At 66.0% G+C, this 20,320-nt stretch carries 16 protein-coding genes; 8 read left to right on the forward strand and 8 right to left on the reverse strand.

Annotated elements, in window-relative coordinates; translation table 11 throughout:
* Positions 1–75: 75 nt before the first annotated feature.
* From V6M63_RS13225 to V6M63_RS13255, 7 genes are all read right to left on the reverse strand, one after another.
* On the reverse strand, positions 76–549 hold the full coding sequence (locus V6M63_RS13225) for a hypothetical protein (protein ID WP_332742478.1): 474 nt from the start codon (positions 547–549) through the stop codon (positions 76–78).
* Between the two features lie 86 nt (positions 550–635).
* Positions 636–2,606 carry a carboxypeptidase-like regulatory domain-containing protein gene (locus tag V6M63_RS13230; RefSeq protein ID WP_332742480.1) on the reverse strand — a complete coding sequence of 657 codons (1,971 nt, stop codon included), beginning with the start codon at positions 2,604–2,606 and terminating at the stop codon, positions 636–638.
* A gap of 8 nt (positions 2,607–2,614) precedes the next feature.
* Positions 2,615–3,445, reverse strand: a complete 831-nt coding sequence (locus V6M63_RS13235; protein WP_332742482.1) for a hypothetical protein — start codon at positions 3,443–3,445, stop codon at positions 2,615–2,617.
* A gap of 10 nt (positions 3,446–3,455) precedes the next feature.
* Positions 3,456–3,911 (reverse strand): hypothetical protein, encoded by a 456-nt coding sequence (locus tag V6M63_RS13240; RefSeq protein WP_332742484.1) that lies wholly within the window; start codon positions 3,909–3,911, stop codon positions 3,456–3,458.
* A 2-nt stretch (positions 3,912–3,913) separates the two neighbouring features.
* Entirely contained in the window at positions 3,914–4,549 is a 636-nt protein-coding gene (locus tag V6M63_RS13245) for a hypothetical protein (RefSeq protein WP_332742486.1), read from the reverse strand.
* A 165-nt stretch (positions 4,550–4,714) separates the two neighbouring features.
* A complete protein-coding gene (locus V6M63_RS13250) occupies positions 4,715–5,293 on the reverse strand; it encodes a hypothetical protein (RefSeq protein ID WP_332742488.1) in 579 nt (192 codons plus the stop codon).
* 200 nt (positions 5,294–5,493) lie between these two features.
* Complete coding sequence (locus V6M63_RS13255) at positions 5,494–6,003, reverse strand: Lrp/AsnC family transcriptional regulator (protein ID WP_332742490.1); 510 nt, start codon at positions 6,001–6,003, stop codon at positions 5,494–5,496.
* A 179-nt stretch (positions 6,004–6,182) separates the two neighbouring features.
* Between V6M63_RS13255 and V6M63_RS13260 the strand changes: the two genes are divergently transcribed.
* The 5 genes from V6M63_RS13260 (at position 6,183) to V6M63_RS13280 (ending at position 15,693) form a co-directional block, all read left to right on the forward strand.
* On the forward strand, positions 6,183–9,782 hold the full coding sequence (locus tag V6M63_RS13260; RefSeq protein WP_332742492.1) for an indolepyruvate ferredoxin oxidoreductase family protein: 3,600 nt from the start codon (positions 6,183–6,185) through the stop codon (positions 9,780–9,782).
* Positions 9,783–9,917: 135 nt separating this feature from the next.
* On the forward strand, positions 9,918–10,244 hold the full coding sequence (yajC, locus tag V6M63_RS13265; RefSeq protein WP_056267079.1) for a preprotein translocase subunit YajC: 327 nt from the start codon (positions 9,918–9,920) through the stop codon (positions 10,242–10,244).
* Positions 10,245–10,339: 95 nt separating this feature from the next.
* Positions 10,340–12,214, forward strand: coding sequence for a protein translocase subunit SecD (gene secD, locus V6M63_RS13270; RefSeq protein ID WP_332742495.1), 1,875 nt, complete (start codon positions 10,340–10,342; stop codon positions 12,212–12,214).
* A gap of 15 nt (positions 12,215–12,229) precedes the next feature.
* Complete coding sequence (secF, locus tag V6M63_RS13275; protein ID WP_332742497.1) at positions 12,230–13,183, forward strand: protein translocase subunit SecF; 954 nt, start codon at positions 12,230–12,232, stop codon at positions 13,181–13,183.
* Positions 13,184–13,266: 83 nt separating this feature from the next.
* Positions 13,267–15,693 (forward strand): DUF1631 family protein, encoded by a 2,427-nt coding sequence (locus V6M63_RS13280; RefSeq protein WP_332742499.1) that lies wholly within the window; start codon positions 13,267–13,269, stop codon positions 15,691–15,693.
* 6 nt (positions 15,694–15,699) lie between these two features.
* Here the strand turns inward: V6M63_RS13280 and V6M63_RS13285 are convergent, their stop codons facing one another.
* A complete protein-coding gene (locus V6M63_RS13285; protein WP_332742501.1) occupies positions 15,700–16,566 on the reverse strand; it encodes a M48 family metallopeptidase in 867 nt (288 codons plus the stop codon).
* Between the two features lie 69 nt (positions 16,567–16,635).
* On the opposite strand from V6M63_RS13285, the gene V6M63_RS13290 reads away from it, so the two are divergent.
* The 3 genes from V6M63_RS13290 to V6M63_RS13300 all read left to right on the forward strand — a co-directional run bounded on the left by V6M63_RS13290 (position 16,636) and on the right by V6M63_RS13300 (position 20,097).
* Positions 16,636–18,027 carry an AmpG family muropeptide MFS transporter gene (locus V6M63_RS13290; protein WP_332742503.1) on the forward strand — a complete coding sequence of 464 codons (1,392 nt, stop codon included), beginning with the start codon at positions 16,636–16,638 and terminating at the stop codon, positions 18,025–18,027.
* A 97-nt stretch (positions 18,028–18,124) separates the two neighbouring features.
* Positions 18,125–18,841, forward strand: coding sequence for a response regulator transcription factor (locus V6M63_RS13295; protein ID WP_332742505.1), 717 nt, complete (start codon positions 18,125–18,127; stop codon positions 18,839–18,841).
* Complete coding sequence (locus V6M63_RS13300; RefSeq protein ID WP_332742507.1) at positions 18,838–20,097, forward strand: HAMP domain-containing sensor histidine kinase; 1,260 nt, start codon at positions 18,838–18,840, stop codon at positions 20,095–20,097. Before V6M63_RS13295 ends, V6M63_RS13300 begins: the two co-directional genes overlap by 4 nt.
* Positions 20,098–20,320: the final 223 nt, after the last annotated feature.

A 20,320-nucleotide genomic window follows, 5' to 3' on the forward strand; every position in this document is an offset into this window, starting at 1 on the left:
CGGGTGCATGGGCGCGACTGTGGTTCTTACATCCCGAAACCCGATTTCGTGGATGAGCCGCCACGGCGCAAGGGCTCAGATGGACGAGATATCGGTCTGCACCGGCCAGTTGAGGGCGTTGGCGCTGCTGTCAATGGTGCCAAAGCGGTGCTGCAGCAGCACGGTGTAGCGTCCCGGGCGGGTGCCACAGAGGCTGTAGCCGTCTGCCGTCGGGCTGAGCTGGATGCCGTTTTGTGGGGCGGTTTGCAGCTCCCATGTGCCGAGTTGGGGCGCGGCGCGCCGCAGCGAGACGCAGAACCCTCCCCTCATGTTGGACAGCACCACGAGGCGTTGCTGGGCGCTCACCTTGCCATCGGCGAAGGTATCGAGTTGCCGGGGGTGGCTGTTTTCCAGCACCCGCATGATGGGCGGAATGATGATGCGGAAGTCCAGCGATGCGCCTGCATTCCTCTGGATCGCCATCGCGCTCTCGCCCATGCCGGGCGCTGGAGCCAACAGCAGCGCGCTGGAGGTCAGGCAGGCAAGAAGGGGGCGCAATGAGCGGGACATGTCCCACTATCGGCCTGCCAGCCCCGAACTTGAATCCCCATTTCATGTAGGCCGCCGGGGCCGCGAGCCCGAAAACGCGCGCCCTGTCACTCGCTGCGCTGAACCGGAATGGTCAGCGAGACGCTCTCGCGCAGGCGAACGTCCACCTTCACCTGGCCCTGATCGACCACGTTCCAGGGCAGGGGCAGCGTGTCGGGGCGCACGGTGACCGTGCGCGGCCCGCTGGCCACGAACGGGAATTCGAAACGGCCCTGGCTGTCCGTGCGCACGGCATAGCGGTTGTCCAGGAACACGGTGACGTTGGGCACGCCGATTTCACTGGCCTCCTGGGTGCCGCTGCGGTTGGCATCGAAGTACACCGTGCCCTCGATGCGACCACCCCCATCGGCGACCTTGCCGCCCAGTGGCACGTTGCGGCTGCCTGCCTCGAGTTCGTAGCGCAGCACGGCGTAGAACGAGCGGTCCGATTCGGGGACCACCAATGGCAGCGGCGCCAACGGGTCGAGCGAGGGACTGAATCGGCTGCGCCCGGTGGAGCGGTTGAAGTTGCCCTCCAGGCTCCAGCGTGTGTCGATGCGCCAGTTTGCCCCCAGGTTCAGGCTGTGGCGCTCCTGGCCGGCGTTGTTGCGCTCGGTGTTGAAGTTGCCGCGCAGGCTGGCCTTGCTGCTCAGCGGGGCGGACACGCTGAGCGCGGCGCTCCAGGCCGTTTCTTCCGGCTGGCTGGCCGTGGCGGCATAGGTGCCGGTGCCCAGGCTGGTGGACAGGGCCCAGCCTTGCGGCGCGAGCCAGTCCTGGTCCCAGGTCAGCCAGCGCGAGTCGGCCTGGTTGTCGCCTGCGGTGAACTCCAGGCGCAGGCCGCTGGTGCCCCACCCGTTCTGAAAGCGCCAGTCGCCGTAGGTGCTCCAGGCGTTGCCGTTGAAGCGCCGCACGGTGCTGCCGGCGCCCAGTGTGTGGTCTCGGTTGAGACGCCAGCGCGCCGAGCCGGTGGCGTAGTAGCCGCTGCCGCTGCGCCCGCTGGCCGAGTCGAGCCAGTCGACCGAACCTTCGGCCGACCACTGGCGTGTGCGCCAGCTCGAGCGCACGTAGGCACCCATGATGTCGCTGGCCAGTGGCAACTGCGCCCAGGTGAGTTCGGGGTCGAGCCGGTAGGCGCCCACGCCGTGTCGGCGCGGGCCATCGTCCCACTCACCGTCGATCCAGAAGCCGCTGCGCGTGCCGGCCACGTTGCTGGCCTGTGTGCTCACCACCTGGCCCTGGATGCGGTGCTCCCCGCTTTCGTGCCGCAGCGCCAGCAAGGTGGAGTTGGCGTCGATGATGTCACCCGCTTGCAGCGGCACATCCAGGTTGGAAACGCCGCGCGCGTCCTCGTGTTGCAGCGCCACTGTCCAGCCCTGGTTCGAAAGCGGCTGGGCGTCATCCGCGTTGATGCGCCACTGCCCACCGAACGAGGTGCGTCGGCCCGGCAGACGCCGCAAGCCGCTGGCGGGCAGGAAGTCAAGCCGGCCGGGCTCGCCGGTGGCGGCGTGCAGTTGCACGCCATGGCCGGGCTTTTCCCATTCGGTGCTGACGCCCTGCAGGATGGCCGAGGGAACGAACACGCGCGAGGGCAGCCGCGTGATGCCGGGCGCGGGTGGGTTGATCACGCCGAGTTCGTTGCCGACCAGCCAGCCGCCGGCCAGCGGCATCGCGCGCTGGCGCAGCGTGAGCGTGCCACTGCGGTCACTTGGTGCGTAGGTGCCGTCGATCGAGAGCGTGCCGTGGTTGGGTGTTTCCAGCAGGCCGTAGATGCCATAGCCGATGCGGGTCTTGCGCGCCTGGTCGAACGGCTGGGTTCCCAGGCGGGTTTCCAGGCGCAGGAAGCGCGGCCAGCCTTCGCGGTCGTAAGGGTAGGCCTCGGCATCGTCCGTCGGCTCGGGCGGAAGGTTGTCGATCACCCGGTCCACATAGGCGGGCGCGGGTGCGGCGGCCGGGGTGGCGGGCGTGGTCTGCGCCCAGGCGGTCAGCAGTGGGGCGGAGACACCCAGGATGGCCAGCAGACAGCGGGTGGGGCGCGGCACCGGCCCCGTCATGGAGCGAAGCTCGCGTCCAACGGCAGGCGGTTCTTGCCCCATTCGAGGTTGCCCTTGATCACCAGCGGGAAGCGGATGTCAGGGGCGGGCTTGCCATCGTCGACCACCGGGCCGATCGCGATGCCGCGCGTCTCGCCGGGCAGGATGGGCAGGTCGGCGGGCGACATCTCGAAGCGCGCGCCGCTGGCGTCGGTGCCGTTGACGAAACCTTCCAGGCGTCCATGTGCGTTGCCGCGGTTGCGCACGTCGACCATGGCGGTGGGTTTGCCGTTGAGGGTGGCCACGCGCGTCCCGGCGATCTCCAGCTGGGGCGCCGCATCGCCGATGGCGGCGTAAACGATCACGCCGATGCGGCCCCCCACGGGAAAGTTGAAGGCGCCTTGCACGCGCGCAGGGTCCAGGCCCTCCACCATCAGCGCGAAACGGCATTCGCGCGGCGGTGTGCCCGGTGGCGGCGCGATTTCGAAACGGTAGCGGTAGCGCGCGCCGGGTTCGATCGTCAGCTCGCGCCGCTCGATCGCCACCCAGGGCCGGCAGCTGTCGGCGGTCAGTTCTTCGCTGAAGGTGACCGAGTTGTCGGGCATCAGCACCCAGTCATTGGTGCTGATGCGGTAGTTGCCCTTCTGCTGGCCCACGTGCTGGATTTCCAGAACCTGACGCAGATTGGCGCCAGGCGCCACGCTCACTTCAAAGCGCGGCGGGGTGATGTAGGCGGCGAAGCCCTGGGCCTGCACCAGTGGCGGGGCGCCGAGAGCGGCCACGGCGCACAGCGCTCGCAAACAGGCGGTTTTCAGGGAGCGGCGAAAGAAGGGCGGAAAAGCGGTCATGTCGGAAAGCTCAGTCGACGTCCAGCTCGAAGTGGAAATTCAGACGGCGGCTGCTGCTCTGCCAGTCGGGGCCGGAGCGCAGGCGCACCTGCAACTGGTCTTCCAGCGCGGCGCCGGGCAACTGCCCCGCGTACACCAGGGTGCGCTCGCCCGACACCAGCCGGCCGGGTTGCAGGCGGCCTTGCGTGGTCCAGACGGCCTCGATGTTGGACGCCTGGTCTCGCGGCAGCACCATGTAGACGCGGCCGTTGCGCCCGGACCAGTCGCGGGTATTGATGCGCACGTTCACCCGCAGCCAGGCTTCCATCCCTCCGGCATCGCTCTGACCTGGCGGCACGGGACGCCACTGCATCTGCACGTTGGGCGGCACCGTGTGGCTCAGTGAGTCGTCCAGGCGGTGCGGGTTGGCCCAGGCGGACGCGGCCATCAGCCCGCAGACCGCCGCAGTGGCTAGGCGTCTGCGCATGCTCATGGGCTGCTGAGGGTGTAGGTCACCCGCCCGTTGTAGGTGCCAGCGGCCACGACCGCGCTGTTGGCGTAGCTGTAGGTGTGGCAGTTTTCGATGTAGCGGTTGGCCGGCACGGTGGCGAGTGTCTGGGTGCCACCGTTGAAGGTGCCGGCCGGGATCACGTTGGGCACGCCGCTGCCCGGTGCGGACACGGTCCAGCTGATCTGCGAGAACGGGATGGTGTCGCCGGCGGCGTTGACCAGGTTGGCCGGTGACGTGACGCTGAGGGTGGCGCTGGCCGGCCCGTTGCCCCCGTTGCTGCGGCGGTAGGACGCACCGATCATCACCTGGCTGGTGGGCGTGGGACAGGTGTTGTAGCCGTCACCCTGCAGGCTGAGATTCTGGGTGCTGTTGCTGGTCATTGCCTGGGCGGCGCCATTGCCCACGAGGTTGAACGGCACCGCGACCTGCACCAGGTTGACGGTGCCGTTGTTGCCCTCGAACGTGCCATTGCCCACGTGCAGGTATACGCGGCGGGAGGCGGCATTGACCGTGAGCGACCAGGCATGGGCGCTGGCCATTTCCGCGCAGCACAGCAGCACCACGCACGCGCTGGCTAAGCTTTTCAAGGTGCTGGGGCGAGCGGCGCGCTTCATGGGGTCATTGTCACCAACGGAATCCGGTTGAGCTCCCTGGCTTTCCCTGTCTGCGGTGCAGGGTTTGGGCCTGAAATGGCCACGGAGGGTTGCTGTGCGCAAACCCTCCGTGTGGGAAATGGTGGCGATGAAGCCGCCATTTCAGCGGTGCTGTTGCGCAGAGGCTCAGGGCATGGAGGCGGTGTAGGTCACGCGGCCGTTGGTCGTGCCGTAGGTGCCGGGTGCCACCACGGCGGTGTTCCGGTAGGCGTAGGTCCAGACGGCGGTGCGGTCGGTGACCTTGCCTGTGTTGAGCGTGACGTTGCTGCCGGCGCCGGTGCCGGTCAGGGGAATGGTCGGGGTCGGCAGCGTGACCTGGTCGCTTGAGACGGTGATTTCCGACCAGGGGATGGTGTCCGCCGTGGCGTTGGTCAGGGCACCGGTGGTGGCGGCCGTCAGGGCGATCTGGCCATTGTTGCCACGCACACGCACGTTCACGTTCTGGCCGGCCGATGCAATGCCCGAGCCCACAGCGGCGGGCGTGGGGGTGTAGTCGAAGGTCAGGGTGTCGATGGTGGGATCGGTGGTGGTGCCGGCTTCTCCGGTGCCCACGGCCAGGAACAGCACGCGCGGAATGATCACCTGGACGTCCAGACGGGCGGTGGCGGAACCGGTGCCGACCACGAGTTGCGATTCGGCCGAAGCCAGCAGGGGGGCGGCGAGGGCCAGGGCCAGGGCGGACTTGAGCAGCAGGGCTTTTTTCACGACGTTTCCTTCAGATGGAAGTGAGAAGTGTGGGCTGAGCACTTTCAGGTACCTGCTCCACGGGGGTTGGTGGCCCAATGTTACGAAACGACACGTTTGATGGCAAGATGAAAATGGGAAAAAACTCACATATCTCAACAACTTACGGCGACTTTGTTACCCAGCGGTCTAAATATTTGGACGAATGGCTGCAAAAATGTTCAAGTTCCGGGCTTCTTTGCCGTGCTCGTACTTTTAGCCAACAGGTGCGACAACGGAAGTGCACTGCCCGACTTCACTTCCCCGAGCGAAAAGCTGGTGTGCAGGTCCTTCACGTTGGGCAGGTTGATCAGCACCTCGCGGGCGAACTGGCTGAAGTGGTTGAGGTCGCGGCTGACCACCTGCAGCTCGAACGTGCCCGAGCCGCTGATGTAGTGGCAGGAGACCACCTCCGGCAGGTTGCGGATGGCGTTCTCCAGGCTGCGCGTGACGTCGCCGCTGTTGCGGTCCGCGTCCAGGCGCACGAAGGCCAACACGCCCAGACCGATCTTTTCGCGGTCGATTTCGGCGCGGTAGCCCCGGATGAACCCGGCCTCTTCCAGGGCGCGCACACGCCGCCAGCAAGGCGCTGCCGACAAGCCCACGCGCTGGGCGAGCTCGGCATTGGTGAGGCGGCCATCGCTTTGCAGTTCTTGCAGGATGGTGATGTCGAATTTGTCGAGTGTTTCCATAGATGCCTCATATGAGAAAGAATGTTGCTCAATCATCGATAAAACGGGCATGAAACGCAAACACCTGTCGCTCGACGGGGCATACACTGTGCGCCACACTGGAGCGGTGCGCCCATCCGGCGTGCCGCTTGCCCACGAACCGCCCATGAGGCGACCCGCCCACACGGAGACAAAAAACGATGAACGCCCCCTTGCCCGAACACATCCGCCGCGCCCTGGAAACCGTGACGCTGGACGACAAATACGCGCTCGATCAGGGGCGCGCCTTCATGAGTGGCGTGCAGGCGTTGGTGAAGTTGCCCATGCTGCAGCGCCAGCGCGATGCCCTGGTGGGCAAGAACACCGCGGGTTTCATCAGCGGTTACCGCGGCTCGCCACTGGGGGGCTACGACCAGGCCCTGCAGAAGGCCGCGCCCTACCTCAAGGCGCAGAACATCGTGTTCCAGCCCGGGGTGAACGAGGAGCTGGCCGCTACCGCGCTCTGGGGCACGCAACAGCTGGGCTTCGCGCCACCCGGCACCAACAAGTTCGACGGTGTGTTCGGCATCTGGTACGGCAAGGGCCCGGGCGTGGACCGCTGTTCGGACGTGTTCAAACACGCCAACATGGCCGGCACCACGCCCTGGGGCGGCGTGATCGCGGTGGCCGGCGACGACCACGTGGCCAAGAGTTCGACCGCCGCGCACCAGAGCGACCACATCTTCAAGGCCTGCGGTCTGCCGGTGTTCTTTCCGACCTCGGTGCAGGACATTCTTGACCTGGGCCTGCACGCCATCGCCATGAGCCGCTTCAGCGGCGTGTGGGCCGGCATGAAGACGATCCAGGAGATCGTGGAATCGAGCGCCACCGCCACCATCGACCCGGACCGCGTGAACATCGTGGTGCCCGAGTTCGTCATGCCGCCCGGCGGCGTGCACATCCGCTGGCCCGACCACGCGCTGGACCAGGAAGCCCGCCTGTTCGACTTCAAGTGGTATGCCGCGCTGGCCTACATCCGTGCCAACAAGCTCAACCACAACGTGATCGCCGGCCCGAACGACCGCTTCGGCCTGATCGCCAGCGGCAAGGCTTACAACGACACGCGCCAGGCCCTGCTGGACCTGGGCCTGGACGACGAGACCTGCCGCCGCATCGGCCTGCGCCTGCACAAGGTGGCGGTGGTCTGGCCGCTGGAGGCGCAGACCACGCGCGAATTCGCCACCGGGCTGCGCGAGATCCTGGTGGTGGAAGAGAAGCGCCAGGTCATCGAATACCAGTTGAAGGAAGAGCTCTACAACTGGCGCCCCGACGTGCGGCCCAACGTGCTGGGCAAATTTGAAGAAGTCGAGGGTGACTTCAGTGGCGGCGAGTGGTCCATGCCCAACCCCAGCGAGCGCACCCTGCTGCGCGCCAATGCCGACCTGTCGCCCGCCATCATCGCGCGCGCCATTGCCAAGCGCCTGAAGAAGATGGGCGAGGTGCCCGAGGACGTGATGGCGCGCATCGACGCGCAGCTCGCGATCCTGACCGCGCAGGAGCAGTCGATGCAGACCTTGCTCACGCAGGGCGTGGCCGGTGCCGAGCGCCAGCCCTGGTTCTGCTCGGGCTGCCCGCACAACACCAGCACCAAGGTGCCGGAAGGCTCGCGCGCCATGGCCGGCATCGGTTGCCACTTCATGAGCATCTGGATGGACCGCGCCACCGTGGGCTTCACCCAGATGGGGGGTGAGGGCGTGCCGTGGGTGGGCCAGCAACCGTTCAGCCACGACCAGCACATGTTCGCCAACCTGGGCGATGGCACCTATTTCCACAGCGGCCTGCTGGCGGTGCGCCAGAGCATCGCGGCCGGCGTGAACATCACCTACAAGATTCTCTACAACGACGCGGTGGCCATGACCGGTGGCCAGCAGGTGGGTGAGCGCCCCGAGGGCCACAGCGTGGTGCAGATCGCGCAGAGCATGCGCGCCGAGGGTGCGGTCAAGATCACCATCGTGACCGACGAGCCCGAGAAGTACGAGAGCGTGAAGGGCCTGCCCGAGGGCATTGCGATCCAGCACCGCGACCTGCTCGATGCCGTGCAGAAGGAATTCCGCGAGATCAAGGGCACCACGGTCATCATCTACGACCAGACCTGCGCGACCGAGAAGCGCCGCCGCCGCAAGCGCGGCACCCTGGTGGATCCGGCCAAACGCGTGGTCATCAACGAGCTGGTGTGCGAGGGCTGCGGCGACTGCGGCGTGCAGTCCAACTGCCTGTCGGTCGAGCCGCTGGAGACCGAGTTCGGCCGTAAGCGCACCATCAACCAGAGCAGTTGCAACAAGGACTACTCGTGCGTGAAGGGCTTCTGCCCGAGCTTCATCACGGTCGAGGGTGGCCAGTTGCGCAAGAAGGACAAGAAGGGCTCGGCGCCCGAATGGACCGGCGGCGCCGTGCCAGCACCGGTGTTGCCGGTGCTGGGCGCGGAAGCCTGGGGCGTGATCGTGGCCGGCGTCGGCGGCACCGGCGTCATCACCATTGGCCAGTTGCTGGGCGTGGCCGCGCACCTGGAGGGCAAGGGCATCGTCACGCAGGACGCGGCGGGGCTGGCGCAAAAGGGTGGCGCCACCTGGAGCCACGTGCTGATCGGCGCGCAACAGGACGACATCCGCACCACGCGCGTCTCGGCCGCCTCGGCCGACCTGATCATCGGTTGCGACCCGATCGTGAGCGCCAACAAGGAAACCTGGCAGCGCCTGCGCGCCGGCCGCACCCACGTGGCCTTGAACGTGAGCGCCACGCCCACCGCGGCTTTCGTGAAGAACCCCGACTGGCAGAACCCGGCGCAGGCCTGTGTGGACGCACTGGTGGGCAACCTGGGTGTGGACGCCGTCGGGACGTTCGACGCCGAAACCGCCGCCACGCGCCTGATGGGCGACAGCCTGTACACCAACCCCATGATGCTGGGCTACGCGTGGCAAAAGGGCTGGCTGCCGCTGGGCCTGGACGCACTGATGCGCGCCATGGAGCTCAACGCGGTGCAGGTGGAGAAGAACAAGGCGGCGTTCGAATGGGGCCGCCGTGCCGCGCACAACCCGCAGGCCGTGGCCGCGCTGTGGCAGAAGGCCGGCTCCGGTGAACAGGTGATCCAGTTCAAGAGGCGCGATTCGCTCGACGACCTGATTGCACGTCGGGTCGAATTCCTCACCGGCTACCAGAACGCGGCGTATGCCGCCGACTACCAACGCTTTGTCACCCGCGTGCGCGCGGCCGAGGCACCATTGGGCAAAACCACCTTGAGCGAGGCCGTGGTGCGCAATCTCTTCAAGCTCATGGCCTACAAGGACGAGTACGAGGTGGCCCGCCTGCACAGCGACCCGGCCTTCCACGCGCGCCTGGCCAGCCAGTTCGAGGGTGATTTCAAGCTCCATGTGCACCTGGCGCCACCGTTGATCGCGAAGAAGAACGAGCGTGGCGAACTGGTCAAGCGGCCGTTTGGCCCTTACATGTTCACCGCGTTCAAATGGCTGGCCCGCTTCAAGGGCCTGCGCGGCACCGCGCTGGACATCTTCGGCCGCACCGAGGAACGTCGCACCGAGCGCGCGCTGATCGGCGAATACCGCGCCGACATCGAGACGGTGCTGTCCGGGCTCAACAGCACCAACCTGGACCTGGCGGCGGAGATCGCGCGCATTCCGGAGCACATCAAGGGCTTCGGACATGTGAAGGAGCGCAACCTGGCCGCGGCCCGTTCGCGCCGCGATGGTCTGCTGGCTCAATGGCGTCAGCCAGCGGGCGAGGCCAGTCTGGCCAAGGCCGCCTGAGCGCTCGCCCAGCCGATCGCTCTTCAACACCCCCCGGCATACAATCGCCGGTTGTGTTCCAGCGCCCGGGCGCCGCTTGCTGCGGCGCGCGGGCGCTCGGCCTTTTCTTGATCCCGAACCTGTTGGAGACCGCCCGTGTTCATTTCCTCCGCTTACGCCCAAGCCGCCGCCGGTGGCGACACCCAATCCACCATCCTGGGCATGCTGCCGCTGGTGTTGATGTTCGTGGTGCTGTATTTCGTGATGATCCGTCCCCAGATGAAGCGCCAGAAAGAGCACAAGGCCATGGTTGCAGCCCTGGCCAAAGGCGACGAAGTCGTGACCGCTGGTGGCTTTCTCGGCAAGGTCTCCAAGATCGGTGAGATCTATGTCGGTGTGGAACTTGCCGACGGCATGGAAGTCCAGATGCAGCGCACTGCAGTGGTTCAGGTGCTGCCCAAGGGCACGCTGAAGAACGTCTGAGTTCCTGCGACGGGGCGGCCTCTCGCCCCGTTTCTGCTTCGGCCCTCCACTCCCGACCTCGCTGACACACCTGCGGCCTCCAGGGCCGGCACACCATGAACCGTTACCCGCTGTGGAAGTACGCGATCATCCTGATCGCTCTGCTGATCAGTGCGATCTATGCGCTGCCCAATCTGTTCGGCGAATCGCCCGCCGTCCAGGTGTCGGCAGCGCGTTCCACGGTGCGGATCGACAGCGGCACCGTCACCCGGGTGGAGCAGGCGCTGGCGACGCAAGGTGTTGAAGCTGCACTGATCCAGCTCGACGCCAACTCGGTCAAGGCCCGCTTCAACAGCACCGACGACCAGCTCAAGGCGCGCGACGCGCTGGAAAAGGCGTTCAACCCCGACCCGGCCGACGCCGGGCACGTGGTCGCGCTCAACCTGTTGCCGCGCACGCCGGCCTGGCTGGCGTCGCTGGGCGCCTCGCCCATGTACCTGGGTCTGGACTTGCGCGGTGGCGTGCACTTCATGTTGCAGGTCGACATGGGCGCAGCCTTGGAGCGCCGCGCCGACGTGCTGGTGGCCGACCTGCGCACCCTGCTGCGTGAAAAGGGCGTGCGCCATGGCGGCATCAGCCGCAACGGCCAGACCCTGGAGTTGCGCGCAGGGGATGCCCAGACCCTGGGTGCCGCCAGCGACCTGATCCAGACCCAGTTTCCCGACCTGGTGCTCACCGACACCGCCGACTTCCGCCTGATCGCCACGCTGCGACCCGAAGCCGCGCGCCTTGTGCAGGAGCAGGCGCTCAAGCAGAACATCACCACCCTGCACAACCGCATCAACGAACTCGGCGTGGCCGAGCCGGTGATCCAGCAGCAGGGTGCCGACCGCATCGTTGTGCAACTGCCCGGCGTGCAGGACACCGCCAAGGCCAAGGACATCCTGGGCCGCACCGCCACACTGGAAGTGCGCATGGTGGACGAGTCCACCGATGGCCAGGCGGCCGAGCGCGGCACCGGTGCGGTGCCCTTCGGCTCCGAGCGCTACCCCGAACGCGGAGGCCGAAGCGTTGTCGTCAAGCGCGAAGTGCTGCTGACCGGTGAAAACCTCACCGACGCCCAGGCCGGCTTCGACAGCCAGACCCAGGAAGCCGCCGTGCACCTGACACTGGACGCCAAAGGCGCGCGCATTTTCCGCGATGTCACCCGCGAGAACGTGGGCAAGCGCATGGCCATCATCCTGTTTGAAAAAGGCCGTGGCGAAGTGGTCACCGCGCCGGTGATCCGCGGTGAAATCGGTGGCGGCCGCGTGCAGATCTCGGGCGCCATGACCACGGTCGAGGCCAACGACACCGCCCTGCTGCTGCGCGCGGGCTCGCTGGCCGCGCCCATGGAAATCGTCGAAGAGCGCACCATCGGTCCGAGCCTGGGCGCGGAGAACATCGCCAAGGGCTTCAACAGCGTGATGTGGGGCTTCGCGGTCATCGTGCTCTTCATGTGCATCTACTACGCACTCTTCGGCATGTTCTCCAGCATTGCGCTCGGCTTCAACCTGTTGTTGCTGGTGTCCTTGCTGTCCATGCTGCAAGCGACGCTGACCCTGCCCGGCATCGCCGCCATGGCGCTGGCGCTGGGCATGGCGATCGACTCCAACGTGCTGATCAACGAGCGTGTGCGCGAAGAACTGCGCCGGGGCGCTTCGCCGCAGGTGGCCATCAACACCGGCTATGACCACGCCTGGGGCACCATCCTCGATTCCAACGTGACCTCGCTGATCGCTGGCCTGGCGCTGCTGATCTTCGGTTCGGGCCCGGTGCGCGGCTTCGCCGTGGTGCACTGCCTGGGCATCGTGACCAGCATGTTTTCCTCGGTGTTCTTCTCGCGTGGCCTGGTCAACCTCTGGTACGGCCGGCAGAAGAAACTCAAGACCGTGTCGATCGGCACCGTCTGGCGTCCGGAAAACCAGACCCCTGCCGTCAAGGCCGACTGAACGAGGAATCGCAGCATGGAATTCTTCCGCATCCGCAAAGACATCCCGTTCATGAGGCACGCGATCGTGCTGAACGCGATCTCGGCCATCACCTTTTTGTTCGCCGTCTTTTTCCTGACCACCCGCGGCCTGCACCTGTCGGTCGAGTTCACCGGCGGCACGGTGATGGAAGTCGCCTACGAGCAACCCGCCGACCTGGAGTCGGTCCGCAAGGTCATCGAATCGCTGGGTTACGCCGACGTGCCGGTGCAGAATTTCGGCACTTCGCGCGACGTGCTGTTGCGCCTGCCTGTGCAGGCCGGCCAGTCATCGGGTCAGCAAAGCGAAACGGTGCTGGCGGCGTTGAAGGCGCAGAACCCGACCGTGGCCCTGCGCCGCACCGAGTTCGTGGGACCGCAAGTGGGGCAGGAGCTGGTCGCCAATGGCCTCAAGGCATTGGGCCTGGTGATCGTGGGCATCATGATCTACCTCGCGTTCCGCTTTGAGTGGAAGTACGCGGTCTCGGCCATCATCGCCAACCTGCACGACGTGATCATCATCCTGGGCTTCTTTGCGTTTTTTCAGTGGGAGTTTTCGCTGGCGGTGCTGGCCGCCGTGCTGGCCGTGCTCGGCTACTCGGTCAACGAATCGGTGGTGGTCTTCGACCGCATCCGCGAGACCTTCCGCAAGCAGCGCAAGATGGCACCACAGCAAGTGATCGATCATGCGATCACGTCCACCATCAGCCGCACCATCATCACCCACGGCTCCACCCAGATCATGGTGCTGTCCATGCTGCTGTTCGGCGGCCCGACACTGTTCTATTTCGCGCTGGCCCTGACCATCGGCATCTGCTTCGGCATCTACTCGTCGGTGTTCGTCGGTGCAGCCATGGCGATGTGGCTGGGCATCAAGCGCGAGGACTTGATCAAGTCCACCGGCAAGAACGAAGGCGATCCGGACGACCCGAACGCAGGCGCTGTGGTTTAAGCGCGAACGTCGGTACAGGCATACCCTTGCAGAGCCGTTTCGCCTCGGGTGGCTAAATCCTTTCATGTCATACTGAAAGTATTGTGTCGTCACCCGATCAGCACGTCTCATCCCTGGCCAAACAGGCACGTGAACTCTTCGTGGTTCATGTGGGCCGTGCCCTTCCCGAAATGGTCAAGGCCTGCGACACGCGCCTGACCTCCATCCTTGACCAGCCGGGCCCGGCCCGCGAGACCCAGGCCCGGCGCGATGCCTGGACCGCCTTCCAGAAGAACCAGACCGCCTGGCTCAACCAGAGCCGCAAGGCTTTGCAGCGCACCTTGCTCCCGCGCGTGTCCAGCTCGGGCCAGCCCGTCAGCATGTCGGGCGCGCTCGAACTGGTGGCCGAGGGCGCCATCGACGACCAGATCATGGCGTCGCGTCTGGCCATGAAGGTGCTGGAAAAATCGTCCACCGAACTCAACGAACTGCGCTTGCGCATCCAGCATCTTGAGCAGCGCCAGGAGATGCCTCGCGGAGACGTGCTGTTGCCCGATGTGACCGCCCGCATCCTGGTGGATCAATGGCTTGACACACAGATGACCCGCGATGCCTGGCTCCTGGTGCAGGACGCACTGGCGCCGGTGATGACCGCCAAGCTGCACGACGCCTACAAGGCCGCCAACGAGTTTCTCGTGGCCAGTGGCGTGATGAAAGAGATCGACCTGCAGGCACTCGTCAGGCGCACCCCCGGCACCCGCACGGACGGCCCGCCCGCTGTGCCGCCGCAGTCCCGTCCTGTGGGTGCCCGCGTTCCTGCCTCTGGCGCAGACCAGGGATCGAGGAGTGGGGCCGGTTTCCGCCCTGCTCGCACCGGTCTGGATTCGAGTCAGGGTCGTGGTCCGAGCGCAGACCCGGGTGAAGTGGGGACCACCGGTGGCGCCGGGGCCCGCTCGGGTGCCACAGGCTCTTCAGGCATGGGCGTGCAGGACGAGACCCGCATGATGACCAGCGCCTCGCCACTGGCGCGCGCCCGCATGCGTGCCCAGGGCGTCGTGGGTCGGCTGCGGCGCATGCTGATCGACAAGGTGGGTGGCGACTTCGAAGCCACCCAGATCCTGCCCCCCTCACCCGGCCTGCAGCAGGCCATGCAGAGGGCGATGCCCGGTGACAGCGCAGGCGCGGGTTTTTACGTCTCGGGCAACAGCCGCCCAGGCGCTGTCTACATGGACGCCACCCATGTGGAGAGGGCGGCCACCAGCCTGCGTCAACGCACAGCCGAACTCAAGCAGGCCGCCGGCACCCCGACCGAGAAGGCCACCATCGAGGTGGTGGCGCTGATGTTCCAAAGCATCCTGGCCGAAGAACGCATTCCGCCCAGCGTGCGCGTGTGGTTCGCCCGTTTGCAGATCCCGGTGTTGCGCGTGGCGTTGGCCGAGCCTGAGTTTTTCAGCGCTCTGCAGCACCCGGCTCGCCGCCTGATTGACCGCATGGGGTCGTGCGTGATGGGTTTCGAGTCCAACGTGAGTTCGACCGCTCTGGAGGCCGAAATCAAGCGCGTGGTGCAGGTGATCGAGCAGTATCCGGAGACGGGCCGCCGCGTATTCCAGCTGGTGTTCGACGAGTTCCAGAAGTTCTTGTCGACCTACCTCAGCGAGCAGGGCAGCGCCAGCCGTTTCGTCAGCGTGGCGCAGCAGGTCGAGCAGAAGGAAACCCTGTCGGTGCAGTACACGATCGAGTTGCGCAAGCTGCTCGACGACGTACCGGTGCGTGACGAGGTGCGTGACTTTCTGTTCAAGGTGTGGGTGGACGTGCTCGCCGTGTCCAGCGTGAAGTACGGCTTGCGACATGAAGAAACCAGCGCGCTCAAGCAGGTGGCATCCGACCTGCTGTGGGCGGCCAGCGCCAAGCCCAACCGCGACGACCGCGCGCGCGTGATCCAGCAGCTGCCGGCGCTGCTGCAGCGCCTGCGCCAAGGCATGGGACTGCTGGGGTTCACCACCGGCATGCAGGATCAGCACATCAAGGCGGTGAGCGACACGCTGGCCGACGCCTTCATGTCCCGCACCGAAGCCATCTCGCAGGAGCAGCTGGACAATCTGTCCGATCGACTGGCCAACCTGGAAGACTACCTGCCGGCCGATGGTCTGGGCGACCTGGACCTGAACAACGAGAGCATCGAGATGATCACCGGCGTGGACGCCAGCAACATCGAGGTGATCAACCAGGGCGGCAGCCAGCCCAACGAGGCCATGCGTTCGTGGGCGATCGAGCTGCAGATCGGTTCGTGGTTTGGCCTGGACCACAACGGCAAGCTCAACAGCGTGCAGCTCGCCTGGCGCAGCCAGCGGGGCCAGCTCTATTTGTTCGTCACCAATGGTGGTCGTTGCTTCCTGATCCAGTCAATGCGTGTCGCCTCGTATCTGCAGGCGGGTTTGCTGGTGCCGAGCGAAGAAGAGGCGCTCACGGTGCGCGCCACGCGCGACGCGCTCTCCAAGCTCGACGCCAATCCCGAACGCCTGCTCAACTGAGGCAGTTCAACCCTTGCGGGCCTGCTCGTAAAGACCCTGCACCCGCGGCACGTTGGCTTCAAGCTCGCGGATGCGGTTGGGGCCGCTGGGGTGGGTGGAGAGAAAACTCAGGTTGGCGCCGCCGCCGCCCGATGTCATTTTCTGCCACAAGCTCACACTGGCCCGCGGCTGGTAGGCGGCGCGGGCCGCGAGCTCCAGACCCACCAGATCGGCTTCGGTCTCGTCTTCCCGGCTGAACCGGAGCGTGAGCAGCTGTGTGCCGAGGTTGGCCGCCACATCACCGAGCTGGCCCAGCCCGAACAATTGCGCGGCAATGGACAGACCGATGCTCGTTGCGCTGCTCTTGGCCACACGGGCACGTGCGTGTTCGCGCAATGCATGGGCCATTTCGTGGCCCATGATCATGGCGGTCTCGTCGTCGGTGAGCTGCAGCTTCTCCAGGATGCCGGTGTAGAAGGCGATCTTGCCGCCCGGCATGCAAAAAGCGTTCACCTGATCGCTGCGGATCAGGTTGACTTCCCACTTCCAGCCGGCGGCACGTTTGTTCCATTGCGAGGAATGCGGAATGATGCGGCGTGCGATGTTGCGCAGCCGCTGAACTTGTGGATGGCTGGACGGCAGCAGGAGTTTCTTGGCGTTGGCCTCGCTCATCATCTGCGCGTATTGCTGGTTCGCAGCGTTCTCGAGTTCTTCGGCCGGCACCAGGTTGCGCAGGGCCGATGCCTGCCCTACATCCACCTGGGCGGCCGCTGGAAGCACACCGCCCACAGCGGCTGCCGTGCCCGCGAGCAGGAAGCCGCGACGGGCCGACCAGACGTGATCGGGCCGCGGCAAGGGGGATGGGTCAGACTTGAAGTCGCAGATGAAACACATGCGTGAATAATAGTCAAAGCCAAGCGGGTGTGCCCACCCAGCGAACCCTACCCTCTCAACGGCCCGCCGATGTCCCCACCCACTTCCGTGACAACCCCGTCGGCCGCCGAGCCGACGCCGCAGCCCAGCCCGAGCTGGGGCGAAACCCTGCGTGTGTATCTGGAGCCGGCCAGCCTGCGCATGTTCGCGTTGGGGTTTTCCGCCGGGCTGCCGTTGCTGCTGGTGTTGGGCACCCTGAGCTTTCGCCTGCGCGAAGCGGGGCTGGACCGCACGACCATCGGCTACCTGAGCTGGGTGGGCCTGGCCTACGCATTCAAGTGGTGCTGGGCACCGCTGGTGGACCGCTTGCCGCTGCCGTTTCTCACGCGCTGGCTCGGGCGTCGGCGCAGCTGGTTGCTGCTGTCGCAATTCCTCATCATGGCCTCGCTGGTGGGCATGGCGTTGTCCGATCCGCGCACGGGGCTGACCACGGTGGTGTGGTGCGCGCTGGCCGTGGCATTCGCCTCAGCCACGCAAGACATTGCGCTGGATGCGTTTCGCATCGAGTCGGCCGACGTGCGCCACCAGGGCGCCCTGGCCGCGACCTACCAGACCGGTTACCGCCTGGCCATGATCTGGGCTGGTGCCGGTGTGCTTTGGATTGCCGCGCGTGCCGAGGTGGCCCCGGTGGCTGCCGTGGCGGGTGCCGCGCCCGGTGTGTTGTACCAGCAGGCGGCGTGGACCACGGCCTATCTGGTGATGGCCGCGAGCATGCTGGTGGGCGTGTTCACCGTGCTGTTCTCGCGCGAGCCGACATGCGTGGTGCTGCCACCGTCGAAGAACGCGGCCGAGTGGCTGCGCAGCGCGCTGGTCGAGCCATTCGCCGACTTCCTCAAGCGCTACGGCAGGCAAGCGGTGCTGATCCTCGCGCTCATCGGGGTCTACCGCATCAGCGACGTGGTCATGGGCATCATGGCCAATCCGTTTTATGTGGACATGGGCTACACCAAGGACGAGGTGGCGGCGGTCACCAAGGTGTTCGGCGTGATCATGACCTTGGTGGGCGCCTTCATCGGCGGTGCACTCTCGCTCAAGCTGGGCGTGATGCGCGTGCTCATGCTGGGTGCTGTGCTCTCGGCGGCCAGCAACCTGCTCTTCGCCTGGCTGGCCGGGCATGGCCACGACGTGACCGCACTGGTGTTCGTGATCTCCGCCGACAACCTGAGCGCGGGCGTCGCCTCGGCGGCATTCATCGCCTATCTGTCGGGCTTGACCAACGTGAGTTACTCCGCTACGCAGTACGCGCTGTTCAGTTCCATGATGCTGCTTGCACCCAAGTGGCTCGCGGGCTACTCGGGTGCGTTCGTTGACGCGTACGACTACGCCACTTTCTTCACCGCTACAGCCTTTCTCGGCGTGCCCGTGCTGTTGCTGGTCTGGCTGGCCACCCGTGTGGCACCGGTGGGCACCACGTCAGAGTGAACGCAGCGTTCACGTTTCTTTACGCCTTCCACAACCCGGGTTCACACCCGGCCCCCACCCTATGGGATTGCCGTCCCAAGCCACCACAAAAACGCCCATGACATCCCAGTTGCTGATGATTGAAGACGACGCCCGTCTGGCCAAGATGGTGATCGAGTACCTTGGCCAATCCGGCTTCGAGGTGACCCATGCCGCCGATGGCGAAGCGGGACTGGAGCAACTGCAGCTCATCCAGCCCGAACTGGTCATTCTCGACCTCATGATGCCGGGCATCGACGGACTGGAAGTCTGTCGGCGCATCCGCGCACTGCAAGGCGACGTGGCACGCGTGCCTGTGCTCATGCTTACCGCCAAGGGTGACCCGATGGACCGCATCATCGGCCTGGAACTCGGTGCCGACGACTACCTGCCCAAACCCTTCGAGCCGCGCGAGTTGCTGGCCCGCGTGCGCGCCGTGTTGCGCCGCCGCGGTGAAACGGGCAGCGCCAGCGTGTCGCGCAGCACGCCCGTGATGCGCTTCGGCTCGCTGGACATCGATCGCGACGCACGCACCGTGTTGGTGTCGGGTCAGGCGTGCGAGCTCACCTCGTACCAGTTCGACCTGCTCGTGGCCATGGCCGAACGAGCCGGGCGCGTGCTCACGCGCGACCAGATCATGGAAGCGGTGCGCGGGCGCGAGCTCGAAGCCTTCGACCGCTCGATCGACGTGCACATCGGCCGCATCCGCAATGCGATCGAAGTCGACAGCAAGGACCCCAAACGCATCCTCACGGTGCGCGGTGTGGGCTATGTCTTTGCGAAACAGCAGGAATGAAAGCATTCTTCGGCTCCAAGCTCTACCTGCGAATCTGGCTCGCGGTGGTGGCCGCCGTGACGGTGCTCACGCTGGTCGTGGGCTGGTTGTGGCAGCAGGCATTGGACGACGACCGCGCCGAGCGCGACGCGCGGGTGACCCGCACGATCGTGGTTCGCGATGCGACCCGCGAGATCATTGGTGAGGCTCCCGCACGAGCCGTGCGTATTCCGGGCGGCGGCTGGGAATTCGAAGTGAACATGAAAGACGGGCAGAAGCTGTTCGTGTTGTTGCCGCGTCCCAACCGTCCCGAAGGCTCGAACAACCCGGGCCGCCGCGCGCCCGCCTGGCTGCAGACACCCACCGGGTTTGCCTGGCTGCTGGGTTTCGTGGCACTGGCCGTGGCGGCCGGCGCCTACCCGATCGTTCGGCGTCTCACCAAACGACTGGAAATCCTGCAAAAGGGCGTGGAGCGTTGGGGCAATGGTGATCTGTCCACCCGTCTGCCGGTGCAAGGGCAGGACGAGGTGGCTTTTCTGGCCGAGCGCTTCAACGCGGCCGCCGAGCGCGTGCAGACGCTGGTGAAGTCGCACAAGTCGCTGCTGGCCAATGCATCGCACGAACTGCGGTCGCCGCTGGCGCGCATCCGCATGGGCCTGGAGCTGCTGGGGCACGACAGCGTGAGCGCGCAGCAGCGCCGTGAAATGGCCCGCAGCATCGACGAGCTGGATCAGCTGATCGACGAGATCTTGCTGGCCAGCCGACTTGATCTGCGCGACGCCAGCGACGTGTCGGCGCTGGGATCGACCGAAGAGGTGGATCTGGTGGGGCTGGCGGCCGAAGAGTGCGCCCGCACGGGCGCCGACCTGGACATTGCTCCTGGGGCCTCACCCGCGATCGTGCAAGGCCACGCCAAACTGCTCCGGCGTGTGCTGCGCAACTTGTTGGAGAACGCGCGCCGCTACGGGCACAGCACGGCCCCCTCGGCTGTGGATGAGACTGACCCCGATGTGCGTTTGAGGCTCTCGATCGATCAGGCGGGTGGTCAGCGCGCCGCGGTGCTGTGGGTTGAAGACCGAGGCCCGGGCGTGCCGCCCGAGCTGCGCACCCGCATCTTCGAGGCCTTCTACCGCTTGCCCGGCGCGAGCGAGCGCGAAGGCGGCGTGGGCCTGGGCCTGTCCCTGGTCAAGACCATCGTTGAACGGCATGGCGGACACGTCCACTGCGAAGACCGGCCTGGCGGCGGTGCCCGGTTTGTCGTGCGGCTGCCGCTCTGAGATGCCGGCATCGGTGGGGGGTTTTTGTTGTGGATTCGCAGAGCTTGGCGGGTCAAATGTCCGACCCCATTCCGTTGGTGAAAATTACCCAAACAGATTGCATCTTTTGTATTCAGAAAATCCACAACTCCCCCATGTTGGGGATGGTCGAGCCGCCCGCTGCATCGCACAATAGCGTCCGTTGCTGTCACAACATCTCAAAGAAGTCAGACCCGGCAAATCC

Origin of the sequence: Hydrogenophaga sp. (assembly GCF_036675665.1) — a bacterium.
In the GTDB taxonomy this organism is placed as follows: Bacteria; Pseudomonadota; Gammaproteobacteria; order Burkholderiales; family Burkholderiaceae_C; genus Hydrogenophaga.